Annotated in this window: 21 protein-coding genes; 12 read left to right on the plus strand and 9 right to left on the minus strand. The window is 43.2% G+C overall.

Annotated features, from left to right (window positions below; translation table 11 throughout):
- Nucleotides 1-53: 53 nt before the first annotated feature.
- Nucleotides 54-878, minus strand: a complete 825-nt coding sequence (locus EO132_RS02600) for a universal stress protein (protein WP_127136456.1) — start codon at nucleotides 876-878, stop codon at nucleotides 54-56.
- A 17-nt stretch (nucleotides 879-895) separates the two neighbouring features.
- Nucleotides 896-2,254 (minus strand): oxygen-independent coproporphyrinogen III oxidase, encoded by a 1,359-nt coding sequence (gene hemN, locus EO132_RS02605; RefSeq protein WP_127136457.1) that lies wholly within the window; start codon nucleotides 2,252-2,254, stop codon nucleotides 896-898.
- Nucleotides 2,255-2,437: 183 nt separating this feature from the next.
- Here hemN and EO132_RS02610 point away from each other — a divergent pair, with 183 nt between their 5' ends.
- Nucleotides 2,438-4,282 carry a CBS domain-containing protein gene (locus EO132_RS02610; RefSeq protein WP_127136458.1) on the plus strand — a complete coding sequence of 615 codons (1,845 nt, stop codon included), beginning with the start codon at nucleotides 2,438-2,440 and terminating at the stop codon, nucleotides 4,280-4,282.
- Between the two features lie 2 nt (nucleotides 4,283-4,284).
- Nucleotides 4,285-5,487, plus strand: a complete 1,203-nt coding sequence (locus EO132_RS02615) for a succinylglutamate desuccinylase/aspartoacylase family protein (RefSeq protein ID WP_127136459.1) — start codon at nucleotides 4,285-4,287, stop codon at nucleotides 5,485-5,487.
- A 53-nt stretch (nucleotides 5,488-5,540) separates the two neighbouring features.
- On the opposite strand, the gene EO132_RS02620 is transcribed toward EO132_RS02615, so the two are convergent.
- The 3 genes from EO132_RS02620 to EO132_RS02630 all read right to left on the minus strand — a co-directional run bounded on the left by EO132_RS02620 (nucleotide 5,541) and on the right by EO132_RS02630 (nucleotide 8,167).
- Nucleotides 5,541-6,269, minus strand: a complete 729-nt coding sequence (locus EO132_RS02620; RefSeq protein WP_127136460.1) for an energy transducer TonB — start codon at nucleotides 6,267-6,269, stop codon at nucleotides 5,541-5,543.
- 108 nt (nucleotides 6,270-6,377) lie between these two features.
- The gene (locus tag EO132_RS02625) at nucleotides 6,378-7,094 is read right to left on the minus strand and encodes a DUF2490 domain-containing protein (protein ID WP_127136461.1); all 717 of its coding nucleotides are present in this window, start codon (nucleotides 7,092-7,094) and stop codon (nucleotides 6,378-6,380) included.
- 110 nt (nucleotides 7,095-7,204) lie between these two features.
- Complete coding sequence (locus EO132_RS02630; protein WP_127136462.1) at nucleotides 7,205-8,167, minus strand: ROK family protein; 963 nt, start codon at nucleotides 8,165-8,167, stop codon at nucleotides 7,205-7,207.
- Nucleotides 8,168-8,364: 197 nt separating this feature from the next.
- Here EO132_RS02630 and EO132_RS02635 point away from each other — a divergent pair, with 197 nt between their 5' ends.
- From EO132_RS02635 to EO132_RS02660, 6 genes are all read left to right on the plus strand, one after another.
- On the plus strand, nucleotides 8,365-9,156 hold the full coding sequence (locus EO132_RS02635) for a universal stress protein (protein WP_127136463.1): 792 nt from the start codon (nucleotides 8,365-8,367) through the stop codon (nucleotides 9,154-9,156).
- 19 nt (nucleotides 9,157-9,175) lie between these two features.
- Entirely contained in the window at nucleotides 9,176-11,011 is a 1,836-nt protein-coding gene (locus EO132_RS02640; RefSeq protein ID WP_127136464.1) for an SLC13 family permease, read from the plus strand.
- A gap of 18 nt (nucleotides 11,012-11,029) precedes the next feature.
- On the plus strand, nucleotides 11,030-12,646 hold the full coding sequence (gene pckA, locus EO132_RS02645; protein ID WP_127136465.1) for a phosphoenolpyruvate carboxykinase (ATP): 1,617 nt from the start codon (nucleotides 11,030-11,032) through the stop codon (nucleotides 12,644-12,646).
- 12 nt (nucleotides 12,647-12,658) lie between these two features.
- Nucleotides 12,659-13,978 carry an ATP-dependent 6-phosphofructokinase gene (locus EO132_RS02650; protein WP_127136466.1) on the plus strand — a complete coding sequence of 440 codons (1,320 nt, stop codon included), beginning with the start codon at nucleotides 12,659-12,661 and terminating at the stop codon, nucleotides 13,976-13,978.
- Between the two features lie 80 nt (nucleotides 13,979-14,058).
- Entirely contained in the window at nucleotides 14,059-14,358 is a 300-nt protein-coding gene (locus EO132_RS02655; RefSeq protein ID WP_127136467.1) for an HPF/RaiA family ribosome-associated protein, read from the plus strand.
- Nucleotides 14,359-14,400: 42 nt separating this feature from the next.
- Complete coding sequence (locus tag EO132_RS02660) at nucleotides 14,401-15,030, plus strand: hypothetical protein (protein WP_127136468.1); 630 nt, start codon at nucleotides 14,401-14,403, stop codon at nucleotides 15,028-15,030.
- Here the strand turns inward: EO132_RS02660 and EO132_RS19145 are convergent.
- The 3 genes from EO132_RS19145 to EO132_RS02670 form a co-directional block, all read right to left on the minus strand.
- Nucleotides 15,023-15,172 carry a hypothetical protein gene (locus EO132_RS19145; RefSeq protein WP_164732264.1) on the minus strand — a complete coding sequence of 50 codons (150 nt, stop codon included), beginning with the start codon at nucleotides 15,170-15,172 and terminating at the stop codon, nucleotides 15,023-15,025. The genes EO132_RS02660 and EO132_RS19145 overlap by 8 nt on opposite strands.
- Nucleotides 15,173-15,276: 104 nt before the next feature.
- Nucleotides 15,277-16,668: a sugar porter family MFS transporter gene (locus EO132_RS02665; RefSeq protein WP_127136469.1), complete on the minus strand. Its 1,392-nt coding sequence runs from the start codon at nucleotides 16,666-16,668 to the stop codon at nucleotides 15,277-15,279.
- 32 nt (nucleotides 16,669-16,700) lie between these two features.
- On the minus strand, nucleotides 16,701-17,906 hold the full coding sequence (locus tag EO132_RS02670; RefSeq protein ID WP_235856362.1) for a 3-deoxy-D-manno-octulosonic acid transferase: 1,206 nt from the start codon (nucleotides 17,904-17,906) through the stop codon (nucleotides 16,701-16,703).
- Nucleotides 17,907-18,025: 119 nt separating this feature from the next.
- On the opposite strand from EO132_RS02670, the gene EO132_RS02675 reads away from it, so the two are divergent.
- The 4 genes from EO132_RS02675 to EO132_RS02690 all read left to right on the plus strand — a co-directional run bounded on the left by EO132_RS02675 (nucleotide 18,026) and on the right by EO132_RS02690 (nucleotide 21,998).
- Complete coding sequence (locus tag EO132_RS02675) at nucleotides 18,026-19,180, plus strand: DegT/DnrJ/EryC1/StrS family aminotransferase (RefSeq protein WP_127136471.1); 1,155 nt, start codon at nucleotides 18,026-18,028, stop codon at nucleotides 19,178-19,180.
- A gap of 2 nt (nucleotides 19,181-19,182) precedes the next feature.
- Nucleotides 19,183-20,199 (plus strand): UDP-glucose 4-epimerase GalE, encoded by a 1,017-nt coding sequence (gene galE, locus EO132_RS02680; protein WP_127136472.1) that lies wholly within the window; start codon nucleotides 19,183-19,185, stop codon nucleotides 20,197-20,199.
- A gap of 136 nt (nucleotides 20,200-20,335) precedes the next feature.
- Complete coding sequence (locus EO132_RS02685) at nucleotides 20,336-21,610, plus strand: metal-dependent hydrolase family protein (protein ID WP_127136473.1); 1,275 nt, start codon at nucleotides 20,336-20,338, stop codon at nucleotides 21,608-21,610.
- 31 nt (nucleotides 21,611-21,641) lie between these two features.
- Nucleotides 21,642-21,998, plus strand: a complete 357-nt coding sequence (locus tag EO132_RS02690; RefSeq protein WP_127136474.1) for a hypothetical protein — start codon at nucleotides 21,642-21,644, stop codon at nucleotides 21,996-21,998.
- Nucleotides 21,999-22,005: 7 nt separating this feature from the next.
- Here EO132_RS02690 and EO132_RS02695 read toward each other — a convergent pair whose 3' ends face one another.
- The gene (locus EO132_RS02695; protein ID WP_127136475.1) at nucleotides 22,006-23,106 is read right to left on the minus strand and encodes an acyltransferase family protein; all 1,101 of its coding nucleotides are present in this window, start codon (nucleotides 23,104-23,106) and stop codon (nucleotides 22,006-22,008) included.
- Between the last annotated feature and the right edge of the window lie 67 nt (nucleotides 23,107-23,173).

Consider the following 23,173-nt stretch of genomic DNA (forward strand, 5'->3'; position numbering starts at 1 on the left):
AAAATTGTCCCCTTTTATTTGAATTACATGAAACCAATCAAAAATGCAATCCATTAAATTTTAAAGGTAATTACCGGAGCTTCGGAATGATTGGCGATATCCTCGCCAATACTTCCCATAAAGAAGTGTGATAAACCTCTTCTGCCATGCGTAGGAATACCGATAAGGTCCGCACCTATATTGTTGCTGTAGTTGATGACACCTTTTTCAACGGTATAGTCGTTATAGATCTCAACCTCCATACCTTCTTTGGCCTCGTTCAAAAACGCGGATATTTTGGCGTTGGCATCATCAGTGCTCATGAATTCATCTCCTGGGGTGTTGATGTAGACCAAGTGCAGTGTGGAACCCAATAATCCGGCCATTTCTTTGGCCTTCTTAAGTACAGGCACACTTTCCTTTTCAAAATCACAGGCAAACACGAATTCTTTTGGCACAAAATCCTCAGCTTCATTGCCTTTGATGACCAAAACGGGAACATCGGAAGTTCTAACCACTCTTTCGGTGTTGGATCCGATAAAGATTTCCTGAAGGCCATCGGCACCATTGGATCCCATAACGATCAGGTCTGCCTTGTGCTTTTCGGCGACTTCGGCCACCTCACTGAACACCTTATAGTGTTTGATCACGGGCGTAACCTTGATTTCCTTTAAATAGGGTTTGTCCAAAAAGTCGGAAAAACGTTGTTCGCCCAATTTGATGAGGTGAACCACCTGTTCTTGGGAAATATATCCTGATTCCCCCATAATGGCAGGGGACAACTCCAACATATGGAGCACATATAGCTCAGCTTTTTGTTGCTTGGCTAAGGAAGCGGCCACTTTTAGGGCTTTTTCAGATTGATTGGAAAAATCAACCGGTACGATTATACTTTTCATTTTATTGCTTTTTTAGGTTAAACGGTCATGGAAAATATTCGGGTATTTGGTTTCTTTCTGTGCATTTTAAGGTCAAAGGCCATACTGATGTTTCTTACAAAAGGCCTTCCTTTGTCAGTGACCTTAAGATTTTTGTTGTTGATTTCGACCAGTCCATCCACTTCCAGTTCGGATAGGTTGGCCATAATAGTGTCAAAATCGACGACCTCTTCTTCATCAACATTCCATGTGGTCTCGAACTGGCACATGATATTAAGGATGTGACTTCTCAATATTTCATCTTCCTCATTTAAAATATGCCCCCTAAAAATAGGGATAACTCCATGTGAAACCAAATTTTGATATTCTTCCACATTCTTCACGTTTTGGGCAAATCCATACCAACTATCACTGATACTGGAGGCCCCCAGACCAACCATCAACTTTGTCTTGGAGGGGGTGTAGCCCATAAAATTTCGGTGTAGGGTACCATTTTCCAAAGCTTTGTACAAACTATCGGTCGGTAAGGCAAAGTGGTCCATGCCAACATCCTTATAGCCGAATTCCGTGAGCATTTTCTTGCCTGTTTCGTACTGTGCTTTCTTCTCTTCGGAGGAAGGGAGATCCCCATCTTTATAGCCCCTTTGACCATTTCCCTTCAGCCATGGGACGTGGGCGTAACTGTAAAAAGCTATTCTGTCCGGTTTTATGGCATTGGTCTTGTTGACGGTTTCCTTTACGTTGTCAAGGTTTTGGAACGGCAAACCATAAATGATATCGTGCCCTATCGAAGTGTATCCGATTTCCCTGGCCCATTCCGTAACGTTTTTTACATTTTCAAAGGGCTGGATTCTGTTTATGGCCCGCTGTACGGTCAAGTTGTAATCCTGTACCCCAAAACACACCCTTCTAAAACCAACATCATAGAGCGCTTGTAAATGCTCTTTTGTGGTGTTGTTGGGGTGTCCTTCAAAACTAAACTCTATATCATCCGTCTTTTTGCTGAGACGTACGATACCGTTGATCAGCATTTTCAGGTTTTCTGGAGAAAAGAAGGTTGGGGTTCCGCCGCCCAGATGGAGTTCTTTTATAACGGGTTTAGATTCCATTAGGTCGACGTACAATTCCCACTCCTTTAAAACCGCTGAAATATAAGGTCCTTCCACTTCGTGCCGTTTTGTGATGCGTTTGTGGCATCCACAAAAGGTGCACATGCTCTCGCAAAAGGGCAGGTGTATGTACACGCTGACTCCCTCATCGGGGCTTTCGCCGAATGCTTTGAGCACACTGGATTTCCATTTTTTTCCTGAAAAACTTTCAATCTCCCAATAAGGCACCGTAGGGTAACTCGTGTATCGAGGGCCTGGAACATTGTATTTTTGAACTAATTCGCACATAAGCTGCATACCATTACATTATAGTTCAAAATTACTTTTGATGGTTTGCAAAAAACATGATAATTGTCAGTCCGTGTATGTGCAATATCGAAAAATGAAGGTTTTTGCCTGATAGGTATCATGTTTTTCACCTTCATAAGACCGTATCTTTAAGGATTAAGGTTGACCGTTAATTTAATTCCAATGGGAGAGCATATCAAAAAAAGTGCGTTTGACGAAGAGGAACGAAAAGTATTCGTACAGCAGTTGATTGACGATATCCAAGCTTTGGAGAACATGATCCAAAATGGATTGATCGAGGACGATGTCGTACGTATTGGCGCTGAACAGGAAATGTGCTTGATAAAAAACGACTATAGGCCATCCTCCAATTCGTTGGATATCATAAAAGATTTGGACGATGGCCATTATACCACCGAATTCGCAACCTACAATATCGAGGCCAACCTGGACCCTTTCAAATTGGAGAAGGATTGTTTCAGTATGGTCGAAGGACAGTTGACGGGATTGGTGGACAAGGTGAAAAAGACAGCGTCCAAACACAACACCAAGGTGCTTTTGACAGGTATCCTCCCCACCATCAGCAAGGACGAACTGGGAATGGACTATATGACCCCGATTCCTAGATATTACAGAATCAATGAAGTGTTGAAAGCTTGGCGGGGCAATGATTTTACCGTAAGGATCAAGGGGGCCGATGAATTGTCCCTCCATCACGATTCCGTGCTTTTTGAAGCCTGCAATACCAGTTTTCAGTTGCATCTGCAAATACCTCCCGAAGATTTCATGAAGAGCTACAATTGGGCCCAGGCGATTTCCGGGCCTGTTTTGGGAGTCTGTTGCAATTCCCCCTTGCTTTTGGGCAAAGAACTTTGGAGGGAAACACGGATCGCCCTGTTCCAGCAAAGTTTGGATACCCGTATTTGGACCAAGGCCTTGAGGGAAGAAGTGGCCAGGGTCGGGTTTGGGCAACGATGGCATAAAAATTCCGTGACCGAAATTTTTAAACAGGATATTTCCACACATCGTATTCTATTGACCAAGCCCATTCAACAAAATTCGTTGGACTTGCTCCAACAGGGTAAGATACCAAAACTGGAGGCCCTGAGCTTGTTCAACAGCACGGTGTACCGCTGGAACCGTCCTTGTTACGGGGTCGGCAATGGAAAGCCGCACCTGCGTATTGAGAACAGATATATTCCAGCAGGTCCCACCATACTGGATGAAATGGCCAACTTTGCCTTTTGGGTCGGGCTTATGGCAGGGAGACCCAAAAAGTATGATGATATCCCCAGCTTGATGGATTTCAGAACGGCCAAACTCAATTTTTTAAGAGCGGCAACCAGTGGTAGGCATGCCATGTTCTCGTGGATGGGAAAGGCCATGACAGCCAAAAAAATAGTGAGGGAAGAACTCTTGCCCATTGCATACGAAGGACTCCGCAAATTCAATATTGACGAGAAGGATATCACAAGATTACTGGGGGTTATCGAGGAGCGTACAAAAGGAGGCACAGGTGCGGAATGGCAAATCCATAATTTCAGGGAGTTGAGAAAACAAATGAAGTTGGACAGTGCCATTGTGCAATTGACAAGATCCATGTACAAAAACCAACAGACCAAGAAACCTGTGCACCAATGGAAACCTATCGATAAGATGACGGAGACAAAGGAGTCCTTTCATAGGGTCGGTCAAATCATGTCCACAAAGCTTTTGAAATTATATGGGGATGATTATGCAAACTTGGCATTGGCCATCATGAAATGGAACAATATACACCATCTGCCCGTGGAAAATGGAAAGGGGGAACTGGCAGGACTGCTTACATGGAGCCATATCGAAAAGTTTGAGCAACTTGACAAAAAAGAGGCCAGAGTGTCAGATATCATGGTAAAGAAAGTGATAAGTGTAACGCCCAGAACAGAAATAGAAGCAGCAAAAAAAATGATGGAAGAAAACCAAATAGGGTGTTTGCCGGTCTGTGTGGATACCCATATTGTGGGAATCATCAGTAAAAAAGATCTATAACCATGTCCCTAGTTCATAGTATTGCATTGGAAGAAACCGTAAAGATCGATAGAGTCATAGACCATATCGTCGGAACTGAAGAAGGACCAACAATGGTGTTCTTTGGAGGTATTCATGGTAATGAACCGGCAGGGGTGTTCGCCCTAAGACAGGTGTTTGATGAAATAAGGTCCAAAAAACTGAATATAAAAGGCGAGATTTATGCCATTTCGGGGAATTTGGGAGCTTTGGAAACCCATCAACGTTTTCAGCAGGAGGATTTGAACAGGATTTGGTTCCCCGACCGTATTGAGGACATTATTGAAAAGCAGAAAATCCATCATGAAGAGGAAAATGAACTGAGTCAGCTTTACCTTTTGATACAGGATATCCTTGAAAACAGCAATCCCCCTTTTTATTTTTTGGACCTACATACCACATCAAGCGATACCACACCCTTTATGATCTTGAATGATAGTCTACTGAACCGCAAATACGGTTCCAACTATCCATTGCCCATAATTTTAGGGATAGAGGAGTACCTGAAGGGGGCATTGTTGAGCTATATCAACGAGCTTGGATATGTTTCACTTGGTTTTGAAAGTGGCCAGCATGATGATGAAAAGGCCATAAGGAACAGTGTTGATTTTATACGGTATTCTTTGGCCTTGACACAATCCCTGGATGTTACTGAAAAGGAAAAGGAATTGCTTAGGGAGAAAATTTCCAATACGTCGAATGACTCACATAGGTTCTATGAAATCTATCATCAGCATGATATAGGTCCTGAAAATGATTTTGAAATGTTTCCGGGCTTTTCCAATTTTCAAAAAGTACCAAAGGGGGTAAGTTTAGCCCTTGTGGATGGAGTGGAATTGAAAACGACCAAGAGACGGCAAATATTTATGCCTTTGTACCAAAAGCAAGGTAATGAGGGGTTCTACTTTATCAGGCCTATACCTAAAATTTGGTTATGGTTGTCCAAAGAATTGAGAAGGTTCAAGGTCGACCATATTCTCGTAAAATTACCTGGTGTGGAATGGGCCGATGGTAAAAAAGACATCTTGGTCGTAGATCAACGGATTGCTCGCTTTTTTGCCAAATCCTTTCTTCACTTGTTGGGGTATCGTGCCAGAAGATCTGATAAAACCCATTTAATGGCCAAGAACAGGGAGCGGGCATCAAAATCCAATGAGTATACCAATGCCCTTTGGTTCAATCAATAAAAAAGGTCCAAGTTGAATTTACTTGGACCTTTTTTTGGTTATGTTCAGTGTTTTTAGTTCTGCATGATAAAGTTTATCGGTATGCTGTATTTCACACTTACGGCTTTACCACGTTGCTGGCCGGGTTTTACTTTGGGCAAGGAAGCGATGATTCGTTCAGCTTCTTTTTCCAAAAGTTTGTCAGGACCTCTTTTTTGTATTCCTGTAACGCGACCGTTTGAATCAATCACAAATTGAACATAAACTCGTCCGGTAATTCCCATTTCCAAGGCAGATGCGGGATAATTGAAATTGGCTTTAATGTGCTCTTGTACTTTTTCGTTAAAGCAAGCTTTGCGTTCTGCTTGGGTCTCTAAACTTTCACATCCTGGGAAAACAGGTACATATTCGATTATGGCAAAGGGCACTACAATATCCTCTTCCACTTCTTCCACATCCACATCCTCGATACGTACCACGGCATCTTCGATAAAGGTCTCTTGGCTACTCTCGGTACTTTCAATGATGGTCTCTTTCACATCTTCCACATCTTCCACAATCTCTATCACATTAGGTGCGGATGGTGGGGGTGGGGGTGGAGTGGTTCTGATCATTTCTGTAATGGGTACATCTTCCTTAAGCTCATCCGTTACTTGTACAACTTCTGAAACTTTGGTGTCCTCCTCATAGAACTTAACTTCAAAGGATTGCCATGTAATGAACAAAACGGAAGTTAATCCTATCATGAAATAAAGACTGCTGTTGCGTCCAATTTCTGCGTTTGGGTTCTTTTTTGGTTTCATGACTTCTACTATTTAACTATGTTAAAGGTAGTCCTCTTCCATATCAGAAAATATGATAATAATCAGGTTTTTGAGAAGAACGGAATATCCTTGTTTTGAGAGGCTTAGCTATTTGTTGGTTTGAAGCGCCAAGTCGTTTTTGGTAAGGTCAATAGTGAAGGATAAACTCAATCTGACCATGTCTTCCCTGTAATTTTTGAACATTCGGTTGAAATATCCGATATCCGCTTTAAAGTTTGGTGTGATTTGACGGCCAACACCCACGAAGATTCTATTTTGACTATATGCCTTGCCTTCCAAATTAAGGAAGAGTTCATCAAAGGCCTTAAAATAGATGTCCTTATATATAGGCCGGACATATTGGAGTCGGTATCTGATCCTGTTGTTCACTTTGGGGTCTTCTGTATGGATGAGCCGTCTGTTTTCAAAACGAACCCGATGTGCCAAAGAGTTGTCGTTGAACTTGGATTTTAAGGAGTACTCCCCATATAGCCAAAGTTGATTGGTGTTGACCACATCATTAGGCTCCAGATAAGAGTTGGAGTTGAGCAGGGCAAACCCTCCTGTAAAAGTGGAAGCTTTGCTTATGTTGTACGAGGCCCCCGTCCTGAAAAAGAAAAAACCATATTTGTCCAGCATGTGGTGATGGCGAATGATTCCTACGGCGGGGATACTCCAGTCTTCATGTATTTTTGCGGTACCACAAAGCACCAACCAAGACCCATAGTCATTTTCCTCTGAATTTTGGGCATGAAGGGGTTGGGCTAAAAGGGCAGTGAGTACTATGGAACAAAGCAGTCCTGAACAATACTTTGTAAACTCCATAATCTATGGTTTTTGATTGTTGGAGTACAAAGGTTTCCATTAAAATCAATGGCATAGTATGACAGTTGTCATAGATGACGTTTTTTTGATGAAAAATATGCTGTTTTGGGCTATTTTTTCTTTTTGGTCTCCCAAATAAGGGCGGCAGCCCCACAAATGGCGGCTGTTTTTCCCTCCATACTGGAATGTAGTAGTTTTACCTTGCCCTTGTACACATCCAATAGAAAACCGTTGAAGTATTTTTCCAAAGGTGTCATGATCCATTTACCGCTATTGGTAAGCCCACCCATTAAAATAAATGCTTCGGGTTGGGTAAATGCGGTAAAATTGGCCAAGGCTTGAGCCATTATACGGGCCGTGTAGTCGAAGGCTTTCAGTGCAATTTCGTCTCCTTCTTCGGCCGCTTGGGTAATGTCCTCACCATGGAGGTCGTTATAGGCAATATCCCTAAACCTACTATCAACAAGATATTTGCTTTGCATGTACATTACGGTTCGCTTTAACCCAGTGGCGGAAACATAGGCTTCCAAACCGCCCTTTACACCGAGTCCTGTCAACCGGCCATCACCAATGGTCATGTCCACATGGCCGAGCTCTCCCGCAAAGCCATCATATCCATCTATAAGTTGGCCATTGGCCACGATTCCTGCGCCAAAACCGGTTCCCAAGGTTATTACGATAAAATCGGTCATGTCCTTTGCCCCACCAAAGAGCATTTCACCCAATGCCGCAGCACTGGCATCGTTCATTATTCTTATGGGCATGTCCAATCGTTGTTTGAGCAATTTTACCAAGGGAACACTCCCTTTCCATGCCAAATTACTGGCGCTTTCAATGGTGCCGTTTTTACTGGAGGCATTTGGGGCGCCAATACCACATCCGATTACGTTGGCTCCCTCTCCAAAATTTTCCAAAAGCTCATCAACAGTGGATTTTATTTTATCCAGATAATTATCCAGGTTGGGATATTCCTTGGTCCTGAAAAAGGTTTTTTCGTAGCATTCGCCATGTTCATCCACCAAACCGATCTTGGTTTTGGTTCCTCCTATGTCAATTCCTATTACTAAATCCATATTTAAAGTCGCGTTGTTTTAGGGTTTTTAAATATAACCATTATGGCAGCAATAAAATAACCGTTCAGACTTTTATGGTGGCTGATTTTTTGGTAATATCAAGGAGAAAAGTTGAAAACCCTGATTTCTGTCATGTTTTAGGTCATGGGTCGATTCTACTTTTGAAATGAGAATTGAAATCAATAAATATTATAGGTATGAGCAGTTTAAATAAAATATTAATTCCTTTCGATTTTTCCGAAGCATCAGTCAATGCTTTGGAGTATGTGGTCAATTTCGTGGGCACAGATAAATCCATTGGTATTTTGGGTCTTTATGTAAGTAAGATGCCCATCAGTGACTCTGATAATGAAAAGTTAGGGAAGGATTTCTCCAAACTAATGGATTCCTTTGGTGTGAGATTGAAGGTTGCTCCCGAATTCAAGACAGAAACCGGGGAAGTGATCAGTACCATACTTGCCGCACAGGAAAAAAGCAAGGCCGATTTGATCATGATGGGAACCATGGGCGATAAAGTTACCGATGAGGCCATTACGAACACCTCACAATTGGTGTTGGAGGCCAATTGCCCCGTAATATCCATTCCTTATGGAACAAGCACAAAAAATCCCAAGAACATTGCCTTGGTAATGGGTGGCGAAAAGATTGACGACAAAGAGGTTTTGGGAACCCTATTGGACGTAGCCAGAACTTTTGATGCCCGTGTCCATGTGCTGACCATTTATAAGGATTCGGTGTATGATGAACAAGCCATTAAGGAATCCAACGAGAATCTGTTGGAATACTATTTGGAGCATTTTTATGCCGACCATACCTTCAGTAAAAATGAAGATGTGGAGCAAGGCATCCTGGATTACATCAAAGAAAAGAGCATAGACCTGTTAACCATATTGCCCCGTAACCATACCGAAAAAAGTACTCCTTCAGAAGGCAGATTGACAAAACTGTTGACTCTGCACTCCGAGATACCGGTATTGGCTCTGGACTAACCTTTTGACCTCTTAAAGCATGCTGCCACTGCTTATTATTTTAGGTATTACGATTTTATTGTTTGTTTGGGGAAAATTCCCTCCCGATGTCGTAGCCCTTATGGCGATGTTATCGCTCTTTCTTACTGGGATTTTGGACTTGAGCGAGACCTTGGCGGGTTTCAGTAACCCAACAGTGATCATGATTGCCGCTCTTTTCATTATCGGCGAAGGGCTCTCCAGGACGGGTTGGACCGCAATGGCAGGTCAATTCTTTGTGAAATGGGCTCGAAGGAACATATCACGTTTATTGGTCATTGTTACTTTGGGATCCAGTTTGTTGTCAGGATTTGTGAGCAATACAGGTACGGTAGCGGCATTGCTTCCAGTAACGGTAACCGCTGCATGGAACGCAGGTACCTTGCCATCAAAATTGTTGATTCCCGTAGCCTTTGGGTCCAATACAGGTGGACTGTTGACTTTGACGGGTACACCACCTAATATTATTGTCAGCAATGCGTTGGTGGAGAATGGTTTTACTGGTTTTTCGTTCTTTGAATTTGGTTTGATAGGACTTCCGCTACTGATTATTTCCGTACTCTATTTTAGATATGTAGGTTATAGGTTGCTTCCAAGCCACAGGACCAACAATAAGCCTATGGCCATTGATCAGGAAATGCACAAATGGATAGAGAATTACAGTATCGGAGATAACCTTTACCGATTGCGTATCCGTTCCATGTCACAACTGATCAATACCAAGATAGGGGATTGGAATTTTGAGAGCGAGCACAAGGTATCCGTCATGCGTCTTAAACGCAGACACCCCAACAAGCTACATAGAATTCCACAATTTGTGGAAATGCCCAGTTTGGATACGGAGATGCGCTATCACGATATCATAACCGTGAAGGGGGAACCTGAGGATGTGGATAAATTGGTGCTGAAATTCCATTTGGGGGTAATTCCACTGAAACCTGAAAAAGATATGCTCAAAAAAGAGCTGATCAATCAAGAGGTGGGCATGGCGGAGATGATCATTACCCCAAAGTCGGTATTTGTGGGCAAGACCATTAACTTGGGACATTACCTTCGCCAGGCTGGAGTACAATTATTGGCCGTATCGCGGGACAATGCTCCACTGACAGGTAAAATAAAGATCAAGGCAGGTGATGCGTTTGTCATCCGTGGCCAGTGGGAAAATATCATCGCATTGAAATCCATGTACGAAAATCTTGTGATTTCAGGCAGCCCCGAGGCCTTGTCCAAAAATGTGGATCAGCTCACCACGAGGAGTTATATCGCTCTGGGGACCTTGGTTTTGATGATCCTTCTTTTGGTTTTCAAAATATTGCCAGGAGCCATTGCTGCATTGGTTTGTGCAGGAATCATGATGTTGACCGGCTGTGTGCCCATAAGCAAAGCTTACAAAGGTATCAGTTGGACAAGTGTGGTCATGATCGCGGCCATGATTCCCATGGGATTGGCCTTGCAAAAAACAGGCGTGGCACAATTGGCGGCCAACAGCTTGGTGGATACCTTGGGAAGCATACATCCCGTGGCCTTGTTGGCAGGTGTTTTCTTGTTGACAGCTGCCTTTAGTCAAACCATAAACAATTCCGCAACAGCGGTATTAATGGCACCGATAGCAATAATGGCATCCATGACCTTGGGAGTTTCACCCAAGCCTTTTATGATCGCCGTTGCCGTAAGTGCTTCCACCGCATTCTTGACCCCTGTGGGAACCACGACAAATGCCATGGTAATGGGCGCAGGTGGATATAAATTCATTGATTATGTAAAAGTAGGTGGGCCTCTGCTGCTACTTTTCTTTATAGCAACATTAGTATTGGTTCCATGGATATGGAGCTTCTAACCATTAAAACAAAAAAATATGAGCACAACCAAAGACCTAAGTAAGTATGGATTGAAAAATGTCCAAGCACAATGGAATCTTGATGCCGAAACGTTACAAAAACTGACCGTTGAAAAAGGTATGGGGGTAGAAACCGAAAACGGTACCCTCTGCGTGAACACGGGCAAGTTTACCGGTAGATCGCCCAAAGACCGATTTTTGGTAAAGGACGATTACACCAAGGACAAGGTTTGGTGGGGTAGGATCAACAAGCCTGTTTCTCCTGAAAATTTCGATAAATTGTATGATGAGGTAACCGATTATCTCGATGGCAAAGAAGTTTTTGTAAGGGATGCCTATGTGTGCGCGGACCCAAAATATAGAATGAATGTAAGAACCATCACGGAATATCCATGGTCCAATTACTTCATCAAAAACATGTTCTTACGATTGGATGAGAGCGAGCTTGAAAACTTTGAAGAAGAATGGCTGGTATTGTGCGCTCCAGGGTATGAAGCGCAGAATCCATCGGAATATGGAATTTTGAGCGGTAATTTCTCCATCCTCAATTTTACTAAAAAAATTGCACTGGTAGCCGGTTCCGCATATACCGGAGAGATGAAAAAAGGTATTTTCAGTGCACTGAACCTGATCCTTCCCACGGAAAAAGAAGTGCTTCCCATGCACTGCTCCGCCAACGTTGGTGAGGCCGGGGATACCGCAATTTTCTTTGGATTGTCCGGTACAGGGAAAACCACATTGTCCGCCGACCCCGACCGCAAACTTATCGGGGACGATGAGCATGGCTGGACCAAGGAGGACACCATCTTCAATTTTGAAGGCGGATGTTACGCCAAGGTAATCGATCTTACCGAGGAAAAGGAGCCAGATATTTTTAGGGCCATTAGACCTGGTGCATTATTGGAGAACATCATGTTCAAAGAAGGAACCAAAGAGGTGGACTATTTTGACAGCACCATTACCCAGAACACAAGGGTAAGCTATCCTATTTTCCATATTGATAACATTCAAGAACCTTCCTATGCATCCAATCCCAAAAATATCTTTTTCTTAACTTGTGATGCCTTTGGGGTATTGCCTCCGGTATCCAAACTGACTCCTGGTCAGGCGGCTTACCATTTTATTTCTGGTTATACGGCTAAAGTGGCTGGGACAGAAGCTGGTATTACAGAGCCCGTTCCATCGTTCTCCGCATGTTTCGGGGAACCCTTTATGCCATTGCACCCAGCGGTTTATGCAGAAATGCTGAGCGAAAAAATGAAAACCTCCGGAGTCAATGTCTGGTTGGTGAACACTGGATGGAGTGGAGGACCTTACGGCGTGGGGTCCAGAATCAAGCTTAAATATACCAGAGCCATGATTTCTGCCATTCTGGAAGGTAAATTGGACGATGTGGACTTTGATACACACCCGATTTTTGGTCTATACATGCCGAAATATTGCCCGGGTGTTCCAACTGAGATCTTGGATCCCATGAACACTTGGTTGCAAAAAGGAGCGTATGTGAGCAAGGCCATTCAATTGGCGCACTCGTTCCACATCAACTTTGATAAATTTGCAAGTCAGGCATCGGATGAGATCATGAACGGCGGACCCCTCATTGATTCGCACCACAGCTTGACAGAACATTTTTAAGAACAAATAAAAGTGAGTGATATAAATAGATTTGATATAGAAAGTTTAGGGGCGTCTGAATATAAGTCGCCCCTTGAACTTAGTACCGTAAAGGGAGACCGTATTTTCAACTTTGTGAGTGAATCGGACCGACTGTTGTTCGATCTTTCCATGGACCATTACAATCAATGTTTGACTGATGGGGTGACACCTATTTGCATGGAAAAGGCAGGCCCCAGACAGGATATATTTTTTGATTGTGGGAATGCCACTGCAGCCATAGTTACCTGTGGTGGACTTTGTCCTGGAATCAACAATGTAATTAGGGGGCTGGTCATGGCTCTGCATTATTTCTATGGGGTCAAAAAAATCATCGGAATACCTTATGGCTATGAAGGTTTAAACCCAGAGAAGGGGCATGAGTTAGTGGAATTGACTCCAGATAAGGTCAAGGATATCCATCAATTCGGAGGGACATTTTTGGGCTCTTCCCGAGGTGGACAGGATGTGTCTGTCATGGTGGATACCCTTGAAGATAACAAAGTGGACATGCTTTTTGCCATTGGGGGGGATGGAACCTTGAAAGGCGTAAATGCCATAGGAGAGGAAATTTCCAAAAGAGGAGCGAAAATCAGCGTTGTTGGGATTCCAAAGACCATAGACAACGATATTGACTTGATTGATGAATCCTTTGGGTTCGAAACAGCTTTTGATGTAGCAAGTCCCATTTTACGTGATGCCCATAACGAGGCTACTGGTGCCTACAATGGTATTTCCATTATCAAATTGATGGGAAGGGACAGCGGTTTTATCGCCGCATCGGCCGCTTTGGCCATGCCCGTGGTCAACTTTGTATTGATCCCCGAAATGGATTTTGCCCTTGATGGTGAAGATGGTTTTTTGAAAACCCTGGAAAAACGGCTGAAACAGAAAAAACACGCCGTGATCGTGGTGGCCGAAGGAGCAGGTCAACAACTGTTCAAAGACAGGCAGATTGTGACTGATGCATCAGGGAATGTACAGCACGAGGACATTGGGGTTTTCCTAAAGGAAAAAATATCGGAATACTTCAAAGGAAGGAGCCCTGTGACCATCAAATATATCGACCCAAGCTATATTGTACGTTGTGCACCTGCCAATTCGAGCGATAGTGTGTATTGCAGTGGACTGGCATATCACGCGGTGCACGGAGCTATGGCCGGCAAGACCAAATTTGTGGCCAGTAGGGTCAACAACAGGTATGTGTACATACCTATTTCTGAAGTGACCAAAAAACGCAAGAAAATCGATCTGGAAGGCGAGTTTTGGTTCTCTGTGCTTCAGAGTACAGGTCAGCCCTTTTTTCTAGGATAGGAATAGGGAATCAAACTGACAATTGTCATTAAATCTTATCTTTACTAGTCATAGATTTGAATATAATCAAAACAATAATCATGGAAGTACAAGTTCAATATCAAAAGATGATGACCAGTGAATCATTAACCGAATTGTTAATGAAAAAACTGGAAGGTTTGGAAAATAAATACAACTGGTTGATCAAGGCCAATGTGCTTTTCAAAACAGAGAACGATAAGACCGGGGAAGGCAAGATTTGCGAAATTGAACTGAGTGCCCCGGGTCCAAGGATATTTGCCAAGTCCGATACCGATGATTTTGAAAAATCCATGTCCAAAACCATCGAGGATTTGAGAAGACAACTTGAAAAAAGGCAAGCGACATTTGCCCATAAATAGAAACAAGATCCTTGCTGCGCATGAATCTTTAAAACCGAGGTAATGAAACTCAAATTGATAGGCATAAGTTTACTGCTCCTTATGGGATGCTCTTCAACCAGATTGGTTGGTACCTGGAAGAATCCGGATATCGTACTTTTTGATGCATACCAAGTACTTGTAGTGGGTATGGTGCGGGATGACAATGCCAGAATGGAGTTCGAGACCAGTTTTGTGGACGCTTTGAAAGAACAGGGTGTGGATGCCATGCGCAGCATAGATCTATTTGATGTGGAATTTACCTCATCGGAAAGGTCTGAAGAAGAACTTGAAGAAGTCGAACAACAATTGTTGGACAAAGGGTTTGATGCCATTTTGTTTACCAAGGTCGTGGGTACCGAGAACCGTAGAACGTTCAGGGAGCACATCAATCAAGTGGATCAAATGCTTGTTCGGTTCAGTACGGATTACTTGGAGCATCAAGAAATCTACTATAATCCCGAATATTACGATACCTTCAACATATACCATTCAGAGACTTCCCTCTATTGTATATGTATCGGAAAGGAAATTGAATTGATTTGGCGGGGGGAAGTGGATGTCACGGAACCTGAAAACGTCAATAGGACCATTGACTCCTATATCAAGCTGGTGACCAAATCAATGGGGGAACAGGACGTGATATTTAATTAGAAAGTCCGATGGCTTCCAATACGCCCAAAAAGTCCAAAACAATCAAAACGGGGATTGCGATCAAAATCACGATCAATACAAAAACCATGATTCGCAAAAAACCGACCATGAGTTTGTTTCCAATGCTAATTTCATCTGCCATAATAGTGTAATTTCCATCAATTTAAGAAATTATTAGCGTATTTCCCCTAAGGTAATGGCCACTAATCGATTAACTGATGTTTTTTCAGCATGTGCTGTAAACCCTCATTTTGATTTGTCGCGCTTTCCACTGAGCAGTTTTCCAAGCTCTTCCAAAGTGATTCCCTTGGTTTCCGGCATCATGAACATTACCCAGAGCAATTGCAATACCATCATAACGGCAAAAAAGATAAAAATAGGCCAAGGATTGTCCTTGAAGATACCGATTTCAGCATCTAAAAAAGTAGGGGTGAGCAGGGTGATCAAAGCGGCAAATACCCAATGTGTCCCCGTGCCCCAAGACTGTCCGTAAGAGCGAACGTTGTTCGGGAATATTTCAGAGATGAAAACCCATATCACTGCCCCTTGACCAACGGCATGGGAGGCTATAAATATCAAAATAAAGGTAAGCAACAGTACGGAACTGGCACTCGAATAGAAACACCAACCCACCATGGCCAAACTCACAATATAGCCAATGGAACCAATGTACATGAGTTGCTTTCTGCCCAATTTGTCAATCAGGGATATGCCCACAAAGGTGAAGATCAAGTTGATGACCCCGATGGAGATGGAACTGAAGAGCGATTCGCCAGAGGCCAATCCTGCCCGCTCCAAAATTTCAGGGGCATAGTACAGGACAAAGTTAATGCCCGATAGCTGATTGAAAAATGCGATCAAAAATGCCAATAACAGGGGTTTGTTATACCTTCCAGAGAACAGGCTTTCACTTTTCTTCTCCTTTGTTTCCACTATGGCGATTTTGATTTGCTCCAGATGAACAGCGGCTTTGTCCTTGGCAATGCCCAATAGCGTGATGGACTCCATGACCACGGCATCCGCTCTATCCTTCATCAAGAGCCATCTAGGACTGTTCGGTATCTTAAATACCATAAAGGTATAGATCAGGGCCGGAAGTCCCTCAATACCCAACATCCACCGCCAAGCTATGCTTTCGTCAAATAGTATCCCGATGAGGTAGTTGGAAATAAAAGCCAATAGAATTCCAAAAACGATATTGAACTGGTACATGGCCGTCAGTCTTCCTCGTGTCCGGGCCGTGGAAATTTCAGAAATGTATACCGGGGCCGCTACCGATGAAGCCCCCACACCGACCCCGCCGATAAACCTGAAAAATGAAAAGCTATACGCTTCGGGAGCAAAGGCGGAACCCATTGCCGAGGCAAAGTAAAGTACACCTATCCAAAACAAGGTCTTTTTTCTGCCCAAACGGTCCGTGGGAATACCTCCAAACAGTGAACCGAGAACGGTTCCCCAAAGGGCCATGGACATGATAAAGATACCATGAAACGTAAAAATGGAATCGCCCAAAAACCAGTTGGTGTCCCAAATTTCTTTAATGGGTTGATTGGCGCCTGAGATGACCACTGTGTCAAATCCAAATAAAAAGCCCGCTAAGGCCGCCGTCAATGAAATTCTGAAAATACGCTTGTCCATGCAGGATGAATTTTGCTAAAGCTAACCAAATTTTACAAAATCTTGGAAATGTATTTCATGATCAGGTCAGCGGCCCCTCGATTGGTGTTGATGTAGTTGGCGTTGATATTGCCTATGTTTTTGATGGAAATAGGCTTGTTGAGCAGGTCGCCCATCAAATTGTCAAAGCTATCTTGACTGGAAATCGGGATGATTCCCCCTTCGTTGACCAGGTCCTCCGCCTCTTTGAAACCCTGAAATTGTGGCCCAATGATGATGGGGATGCCAAAGACCGCTGGTTCCATGGTGTTGTGCAGCCCAGTGGCAAATCCACCACCAACGTAAGCAATATTGGCATAGCTGTAAATTTTGGTCAACAAACCGATGGTATCAATAATGAGGACATCGATTTCCTTTAGGTTTTGGTGGTCCAACTCAGAATAGCGTACAACGGTTTTTTCAAGGGATGAAGTGATTTTATCAATATGGTTAGGTTTTATTTCGTGTGGAGCGATGACAAACTTTAGTTTTTCGTTGCTGCTATTGATGTAGCTGAACAGGATTTTTTCATCTTCGGGCCATGTGCTTCCCGCTACCAAGCACAACTGGTTGTTTTTGAAGCGATCCATGAAATCCAACTGATTGTTCCTGTTCAAAATTTCTGAAACTCGGTCCAATCGAGTATCACCGCCTATAGTTGAATTGTTTAGACCGATAGACCCCAAAAGTTCTTGGGACTTTTCATCCTGAACAAAATAGTGGTCGAACATCCCTAAACCCTTCCGCATAAATCCTCCAAAGGATTTAAAATAAATCTGCCTTTCCGAGAAAATGGCGGAGACCAAAATGGTGGGAATGTTTCTTTTCTTGAGATGATGTAGATAATTGGGCCAGACTTCGTACTTCACAAAAATGGCCAGCCGTGGATTTACTAAATCTAAAAAACGCTTCACCTTGGGATTGCTGTCCATGGGGAGATAAACCACTACATCGGCAGCGGAGGTATTGCTTTTTACTTCGTATCCCGAAGGCGAAAAGAAGCTGAGAACCAATTTGTGTTCGGGATATTGGGAGCGTAAACGTTCCAAAATAGGAAGACCCTGTTCGAACTCGCCCAAAGAAGCTACATGCATCCAAATAGTGTTGTCCGTAGGGCGGATTTTTTCTTCTAATAGGGGAAAGGTGTGTTTTCTGCCCCGTACGAACAATTTGATTTTGGCATTGAAAAGCGAGATCACTTTCAGCACAAGCCAAGCCATGTTGATCAGAATGTTATAAAGAAAACGCAAGGGCATCATTTTTCGCTAAAATACATTCTTTAAGTCAGAGACCATTATGGCATCTTAATTTCTTAATTTTGACCTATTAATTTATTCCGATGAAAAAAATACAAATGGTTGACCTGAAAGGTCAATACGAAGGCATAAAAACCGAGGTCAACGAAGCCATTGCGGAAATCTTGGATTCCTCTGCATTTATCAACGGGCCCCATGTTCACGCGTTTCAAAGTGAATTGGAGGAATATTTGGGTGTAAAGCATGTGATTCCATGTGCGAATGGGACCGATGCGCTCCAAATATGCATGATGGGCCTTGGGTTGCAACCGGGCGATGAAGTGATTACGGCAGATTTTACCTTTGCCGCTACCGTTGAGGTTATCGGTCTTTTGCAATTGACACCGGTTTTGGTGGACGTGGAACCCGATACTTTCAATATAGATGTGAAGGCCATTGAAAAGGCGATCACGCCAAAAACAAAGGCCATTGTTCCCGTGCATCTTTTTGGACAGTGTGCCAATATGGACGAGATCATGGTGTTGGCCAAGAAGCATGATTTGTATGTCATTGAAGACAATGCCCAAGCGATCGGTGGATCCTATATCTCCAAAGATGGCTCCAAACAAAAAGCTGGGAGCATCGGGCATGTTGGCGCTACATCGTTCTTCCCGTCCAAGAACTTGGGCTGTTATGGAGACGGAGGTGCCATTTTTACCAATGATGACGATTTGGCCCATACCATTCGCGGTATCGTAAATCATGGTATGCACAAGCGGTATTATCACGATGTGGTCGGTGTCAACTCGCGTTTGGATTCCATTCAGGCCGCTGTGTTGCGGGCAAAATTGCCCAAGTTGGACCATTACAACCAAAAACGTTGGGAAGCCGCATCAAAATACTCCAAGGCATTCAAAGGGCAAGAGCATATCATCGCGCCTAAAATTTCTTGTGGTTGCGATACGGAGCAAAGTCTTTGCGATTGCCACGTGTTTCATCAATATACTTTGAGAATAACCAATGGCACACGAGATGGTCTTGTGCAACATTTAAATGATAATAACGTTCCTTGCGGTGTGTATTATCCGGTTCCGTTGCACAAACAGAAGGCCTATGCGGATGAGCGTTACAATGAGGATGATTTCCCTGTGACCAATCTATTGGTGAACGAAGTGATTTCACTTCCCATGCATACCGAGTTGGATGATGAGCAAATAGAATACATTACCAACATGGTCATTGAATTTGTAAATAAATAAATATGAAAATATTAGTGACTGGTGGTTTGGGCTTTATCGGTTCCCATACCGTAGTTGAATTGCAAAATGAAGGCTTTGAAGTGGTCATTGTGGACAATCTTTCCAATTCATCCATTGAAGTTTTGGATGGTATCGAAGCCATAATAGGCAAAAGGCCAATTTTCGAAGAGTTTGACCTTCGCGATAAACCAAAAGTCCAGGATTTCTTTCAAAAGCATGATGATATTGCAGGGGTCATTCATTTTGCTGCATCAAAGGCAGTGGGGGAAAGTGTGGAAGAACCATTGCTGTACTACGAAAACAACCTTGGTGTATTGGTGTACATACTACAGGAGTTAAAGAAAAAAGGGAATGCCAGTTTTATTTTCAGTAGTTCCTGTACCGTTTATGGTCAGGCAGATGAAATGCCGATTACCGAAGCTGCTCCTGTAAAACCTGCAGAATCCCCCTATGGGAATACCAAGCAGGTCGGTGAGGAAATCATTCGGGATACCTGTAAGGTAAACCCAGGGTTGAAAGCAATATCACTACGATATTTTAACCCCATTGGGGCACATCCATCAGGTAAAATAGGGGAATTGCCCATTGGAGTGCCGCAGAATTTGGTGCCGTTCATCACGCAAACCGGTATTGGTCTTCGTGAGCAATTGTCCGTGTTCGGCGATGATTACCCTACGGAAGATGGTACCTGTATCAGGGATTACATCCATGTGGTCGATTTGGCCAAGGCGCATGTGGCCGCGCTAAAGCGTTTGTTGGAAAATAAAAACGAAAGCAATTACGAAGTGTTCAATTTAGGTACGGGAACAGGAAGTTCGGTGTTGGAAGTCATTCAAAGCTTTGAACGTGTATCCGGGGAAAAATTGAACTATAAAATAGTGGATAGAAGGCCTGGGGACATTACCCAAGCCTATGCTGATACCAAAAGAGCAAATGATGTTTTGGGGTGGAAGGCAAAATCGACCCTTGATGATGCCATGAAATCGGCTTGGGAGTGGGAGAAGATCGTGAGGAGCTAATAGAACAGTGTGAATGTATATTCATGAAAAGCCTGTCCATGGACAGGCTTTTTTGCACTTGATTTTTTCAAATCGATTGAAATACAGGAAGTATCGCTATTTTTGTTGTTTAGCTAACCAATAATCAACTAAGGCAATGAAAAAACTAATTACTTCCTTGATTTACCTATTTACGGTCATAGTGTTTGCCCAAGACACCTATTTGCATTGCGGACGCATCGTGGATGTGGAGAACGGGAAAATTTTGAAAGAGAAAACCATTGTGGTTTCCGGAACATCCATTAAGTCAATTGAAGATGGGTATGTAAATGGTGGTTCTGCAAATGTTGTGGTCGATTTGAAAAACAAGACCGTTATGCCGGGATTTATAGATATGCACGTACATATTGAGTCAGAATCCAATCCAGCAGCCTATATCCAAACCTTTACCCTGAATGAAGCAGATATAGCCTTTAACTCGACTGTCTATGCAAAGAAAACGCTAATGGCAGGATTCACTACGGTTCGTGATCTTGGAGGAAGCGGAGTGAATATTTCCCTGAGGAATGCCATAAACAAGGGGACTGTTGAGGGGCCTAGAATTTTTACTGCAGGGAAAGCAATTGGAACTACGGGAGGTCATGCCGACCCAACCAATGGTATGAAAAAATCATTGATGGGGGATCCTGGGCCAAAAGAAGGCGTGGTAAACTCTGTTGATGATGCAAGAAAAGCCGTGAGACAACGCTATAAAGATGGAGCTGATGTTATCAAAATAACTGCTACGGGAGGAGTTTTGAGTGTGGCCAAGAGCGGACAAAATCCACAGTTTACCACAGAGGAGATAAAGAGCATTACCTCTACAGCGAAGGATTACAATTTTTTGACTGCGGCTCACGCTCACGGAGATGAGGGGATGCGAAGAGCTGTATTGGGAGGTATCAAAACTATTGAACATGGAACACTGATGAGTGATGAAACCATGGATTTGATGATTGAGCACGATACTTATTTGGTACCTACGATCACAGCAGGAAAGGAAGTTGCACAAAAGGCTACTAAGCCTGGGTATTATCCAGAAGTAGTAGCCAAAAAAGCGATAGAGATTGGTCCGAAAATCCAATCGATGTTTGCCAGAGCATACAAAAAAGGCGTGCCAATTGCATTTGGGACAGATGCGGGTGTTTATCCGCATGGTGAAAATGCAAGGGAATTTGTGTACATGGTTGAGGCTGGAATGCCTATTATGGAAGCTATTAAATCAGCAACGATTACCAATGCCAACCTTCTGGGAATGGATGACTTGGGACAATTGAAAAAAGGATTTATTGCAGACATTGTTGCAGTGGATGGAAATCCGGATAAGGATGTGGAAAGTTTGAAGAACGTTTCTTTTGTAATGAAAGAAGGTAAAATCTTTAAGGAGGAATAATCCCAAACCCCGGTTTGTACGTAAATAGAGTATGCTGCCCAAGTACAATGACAGTCTGGAGTTGCTGGAAGGCGTTCGGCGCGAGCAACTCTATCAAAACCTATTAGTGCAACTCAAAAAGGATTTTGAATTGGCCAATGTGCCTATCAACATCCCTTTGGACATTTCCCCGGAAGAACTTAAAAGTACCATACACGAGAAAATCTACTTTTTAATAGTGGAAAAGTTTCCGGAATATCTCAACTTGTTGTACGTCGTGGACATCTCGGAGAGCGAAGTGAAAAAGATAGCTCCATCCGATGTTGTCGATATTTCGGCGGAGGTATCCTTTTTATTGTTGAAAAGGGAATGGCAAAAAGTGTGGTACAAAGCCAAATATAGCAGTTGACCTTTGGTCAGACCTTCACGTAAATACCCTTTTTGTCCAGAAAGTAGCCCACGACCCAACAAGTGAGCATTACCCAAAGGGCAAACAACAAGGAGCCTACATATCCACCGGACCACGATATAAATATGTTGTCGGCAATCCATCTGTATAACGATTCCCCATTGACGTCAATGGCAAATAGGGTTATGATGAACAGTTCGGACAACAAGTAAATGAACAGGGTGTTTTTGCCAAAGACCTCAAAAAAGTAACTCCAACTTTTGGCTTTTTTCATGTCCAGGATATAAATAAGCGTAGCGATGGCAAAAAGGTCTATGCCACAGGTAAGCAACACAAAGGAGCTTGTCCACAGTTTCTTGTTGATGGGCAGAATCAAGTCCCATGCCAATCCCGCGAAGACCAAAGCAAAACCGAACATCATCAACTTGGCCACCGTTTCAAAGTTTTGGCCATTGTTCTGGATAAATCTGCCCGCCAAGTAACCAATGATCACATTTACAATCGCAGGAAGGGTGCTCAACAACCCCTCGGGGTCAAAGGCAATCCCTTCCCCGTGGTACATGTGGTTGGCACCAATGAGCCATTTGTCCAGTTTTAGGACTGCATTGCCCGTTAAGGTAAGGTCGCCAAAACCGATTAAAATGAGATGGTAGCCCACTAAAAAGACAGCACTCAGCCAAATGGCCGTTTTGGTCTTCACAAAATGAAGGATGATGGAGGCGAACATATAACAGAGCGCAATACGCTGCAGGACACCAAAGACCCGGGTTTCTGAGAACGGTTTCAATTGGCCGTCATCAAAAAACGGATACCAGTACATTAAAAAACCCAAAAGAAAGATGATGGCGGTGCGCTTCAATATCTTTTTGAAGACGGCGGATTGTCCCATGCTCTCATATTTTTTCATGCTAAAGCTCATCGAGTTTCCCACGACGAAAAGGAAAGTGGGGAAAACAAGGTCGGTCAATGTGAAACCGTTCCAATCTGCGTGCAACAATGGCGAAAATGAGGTGGAGCCATTTCCGGGAGAGTTGACAATGATCATCAAAGCGACATCCAACCCCCTGAAAACATCAAGGGAGAGGTATCTGTTTTTAAGTTTGGACATGTTCAGTTGGCTTAGCTGGTCGCCCAAGTTAAATTATTTTTAGTTTCCTCTGTTAATTTCAGTTAAA

Source organism: Flagellimonas oceanensis, from assembly GCF_003992595.1.
GTDB classification, from domain to species: domain Bacteria; phylum Bacteroidota; class Bacteroidia; order Flavobacteriales; family Flavobacteriaceae; genus Flagellimonas; species Flagellimonas oceanensis.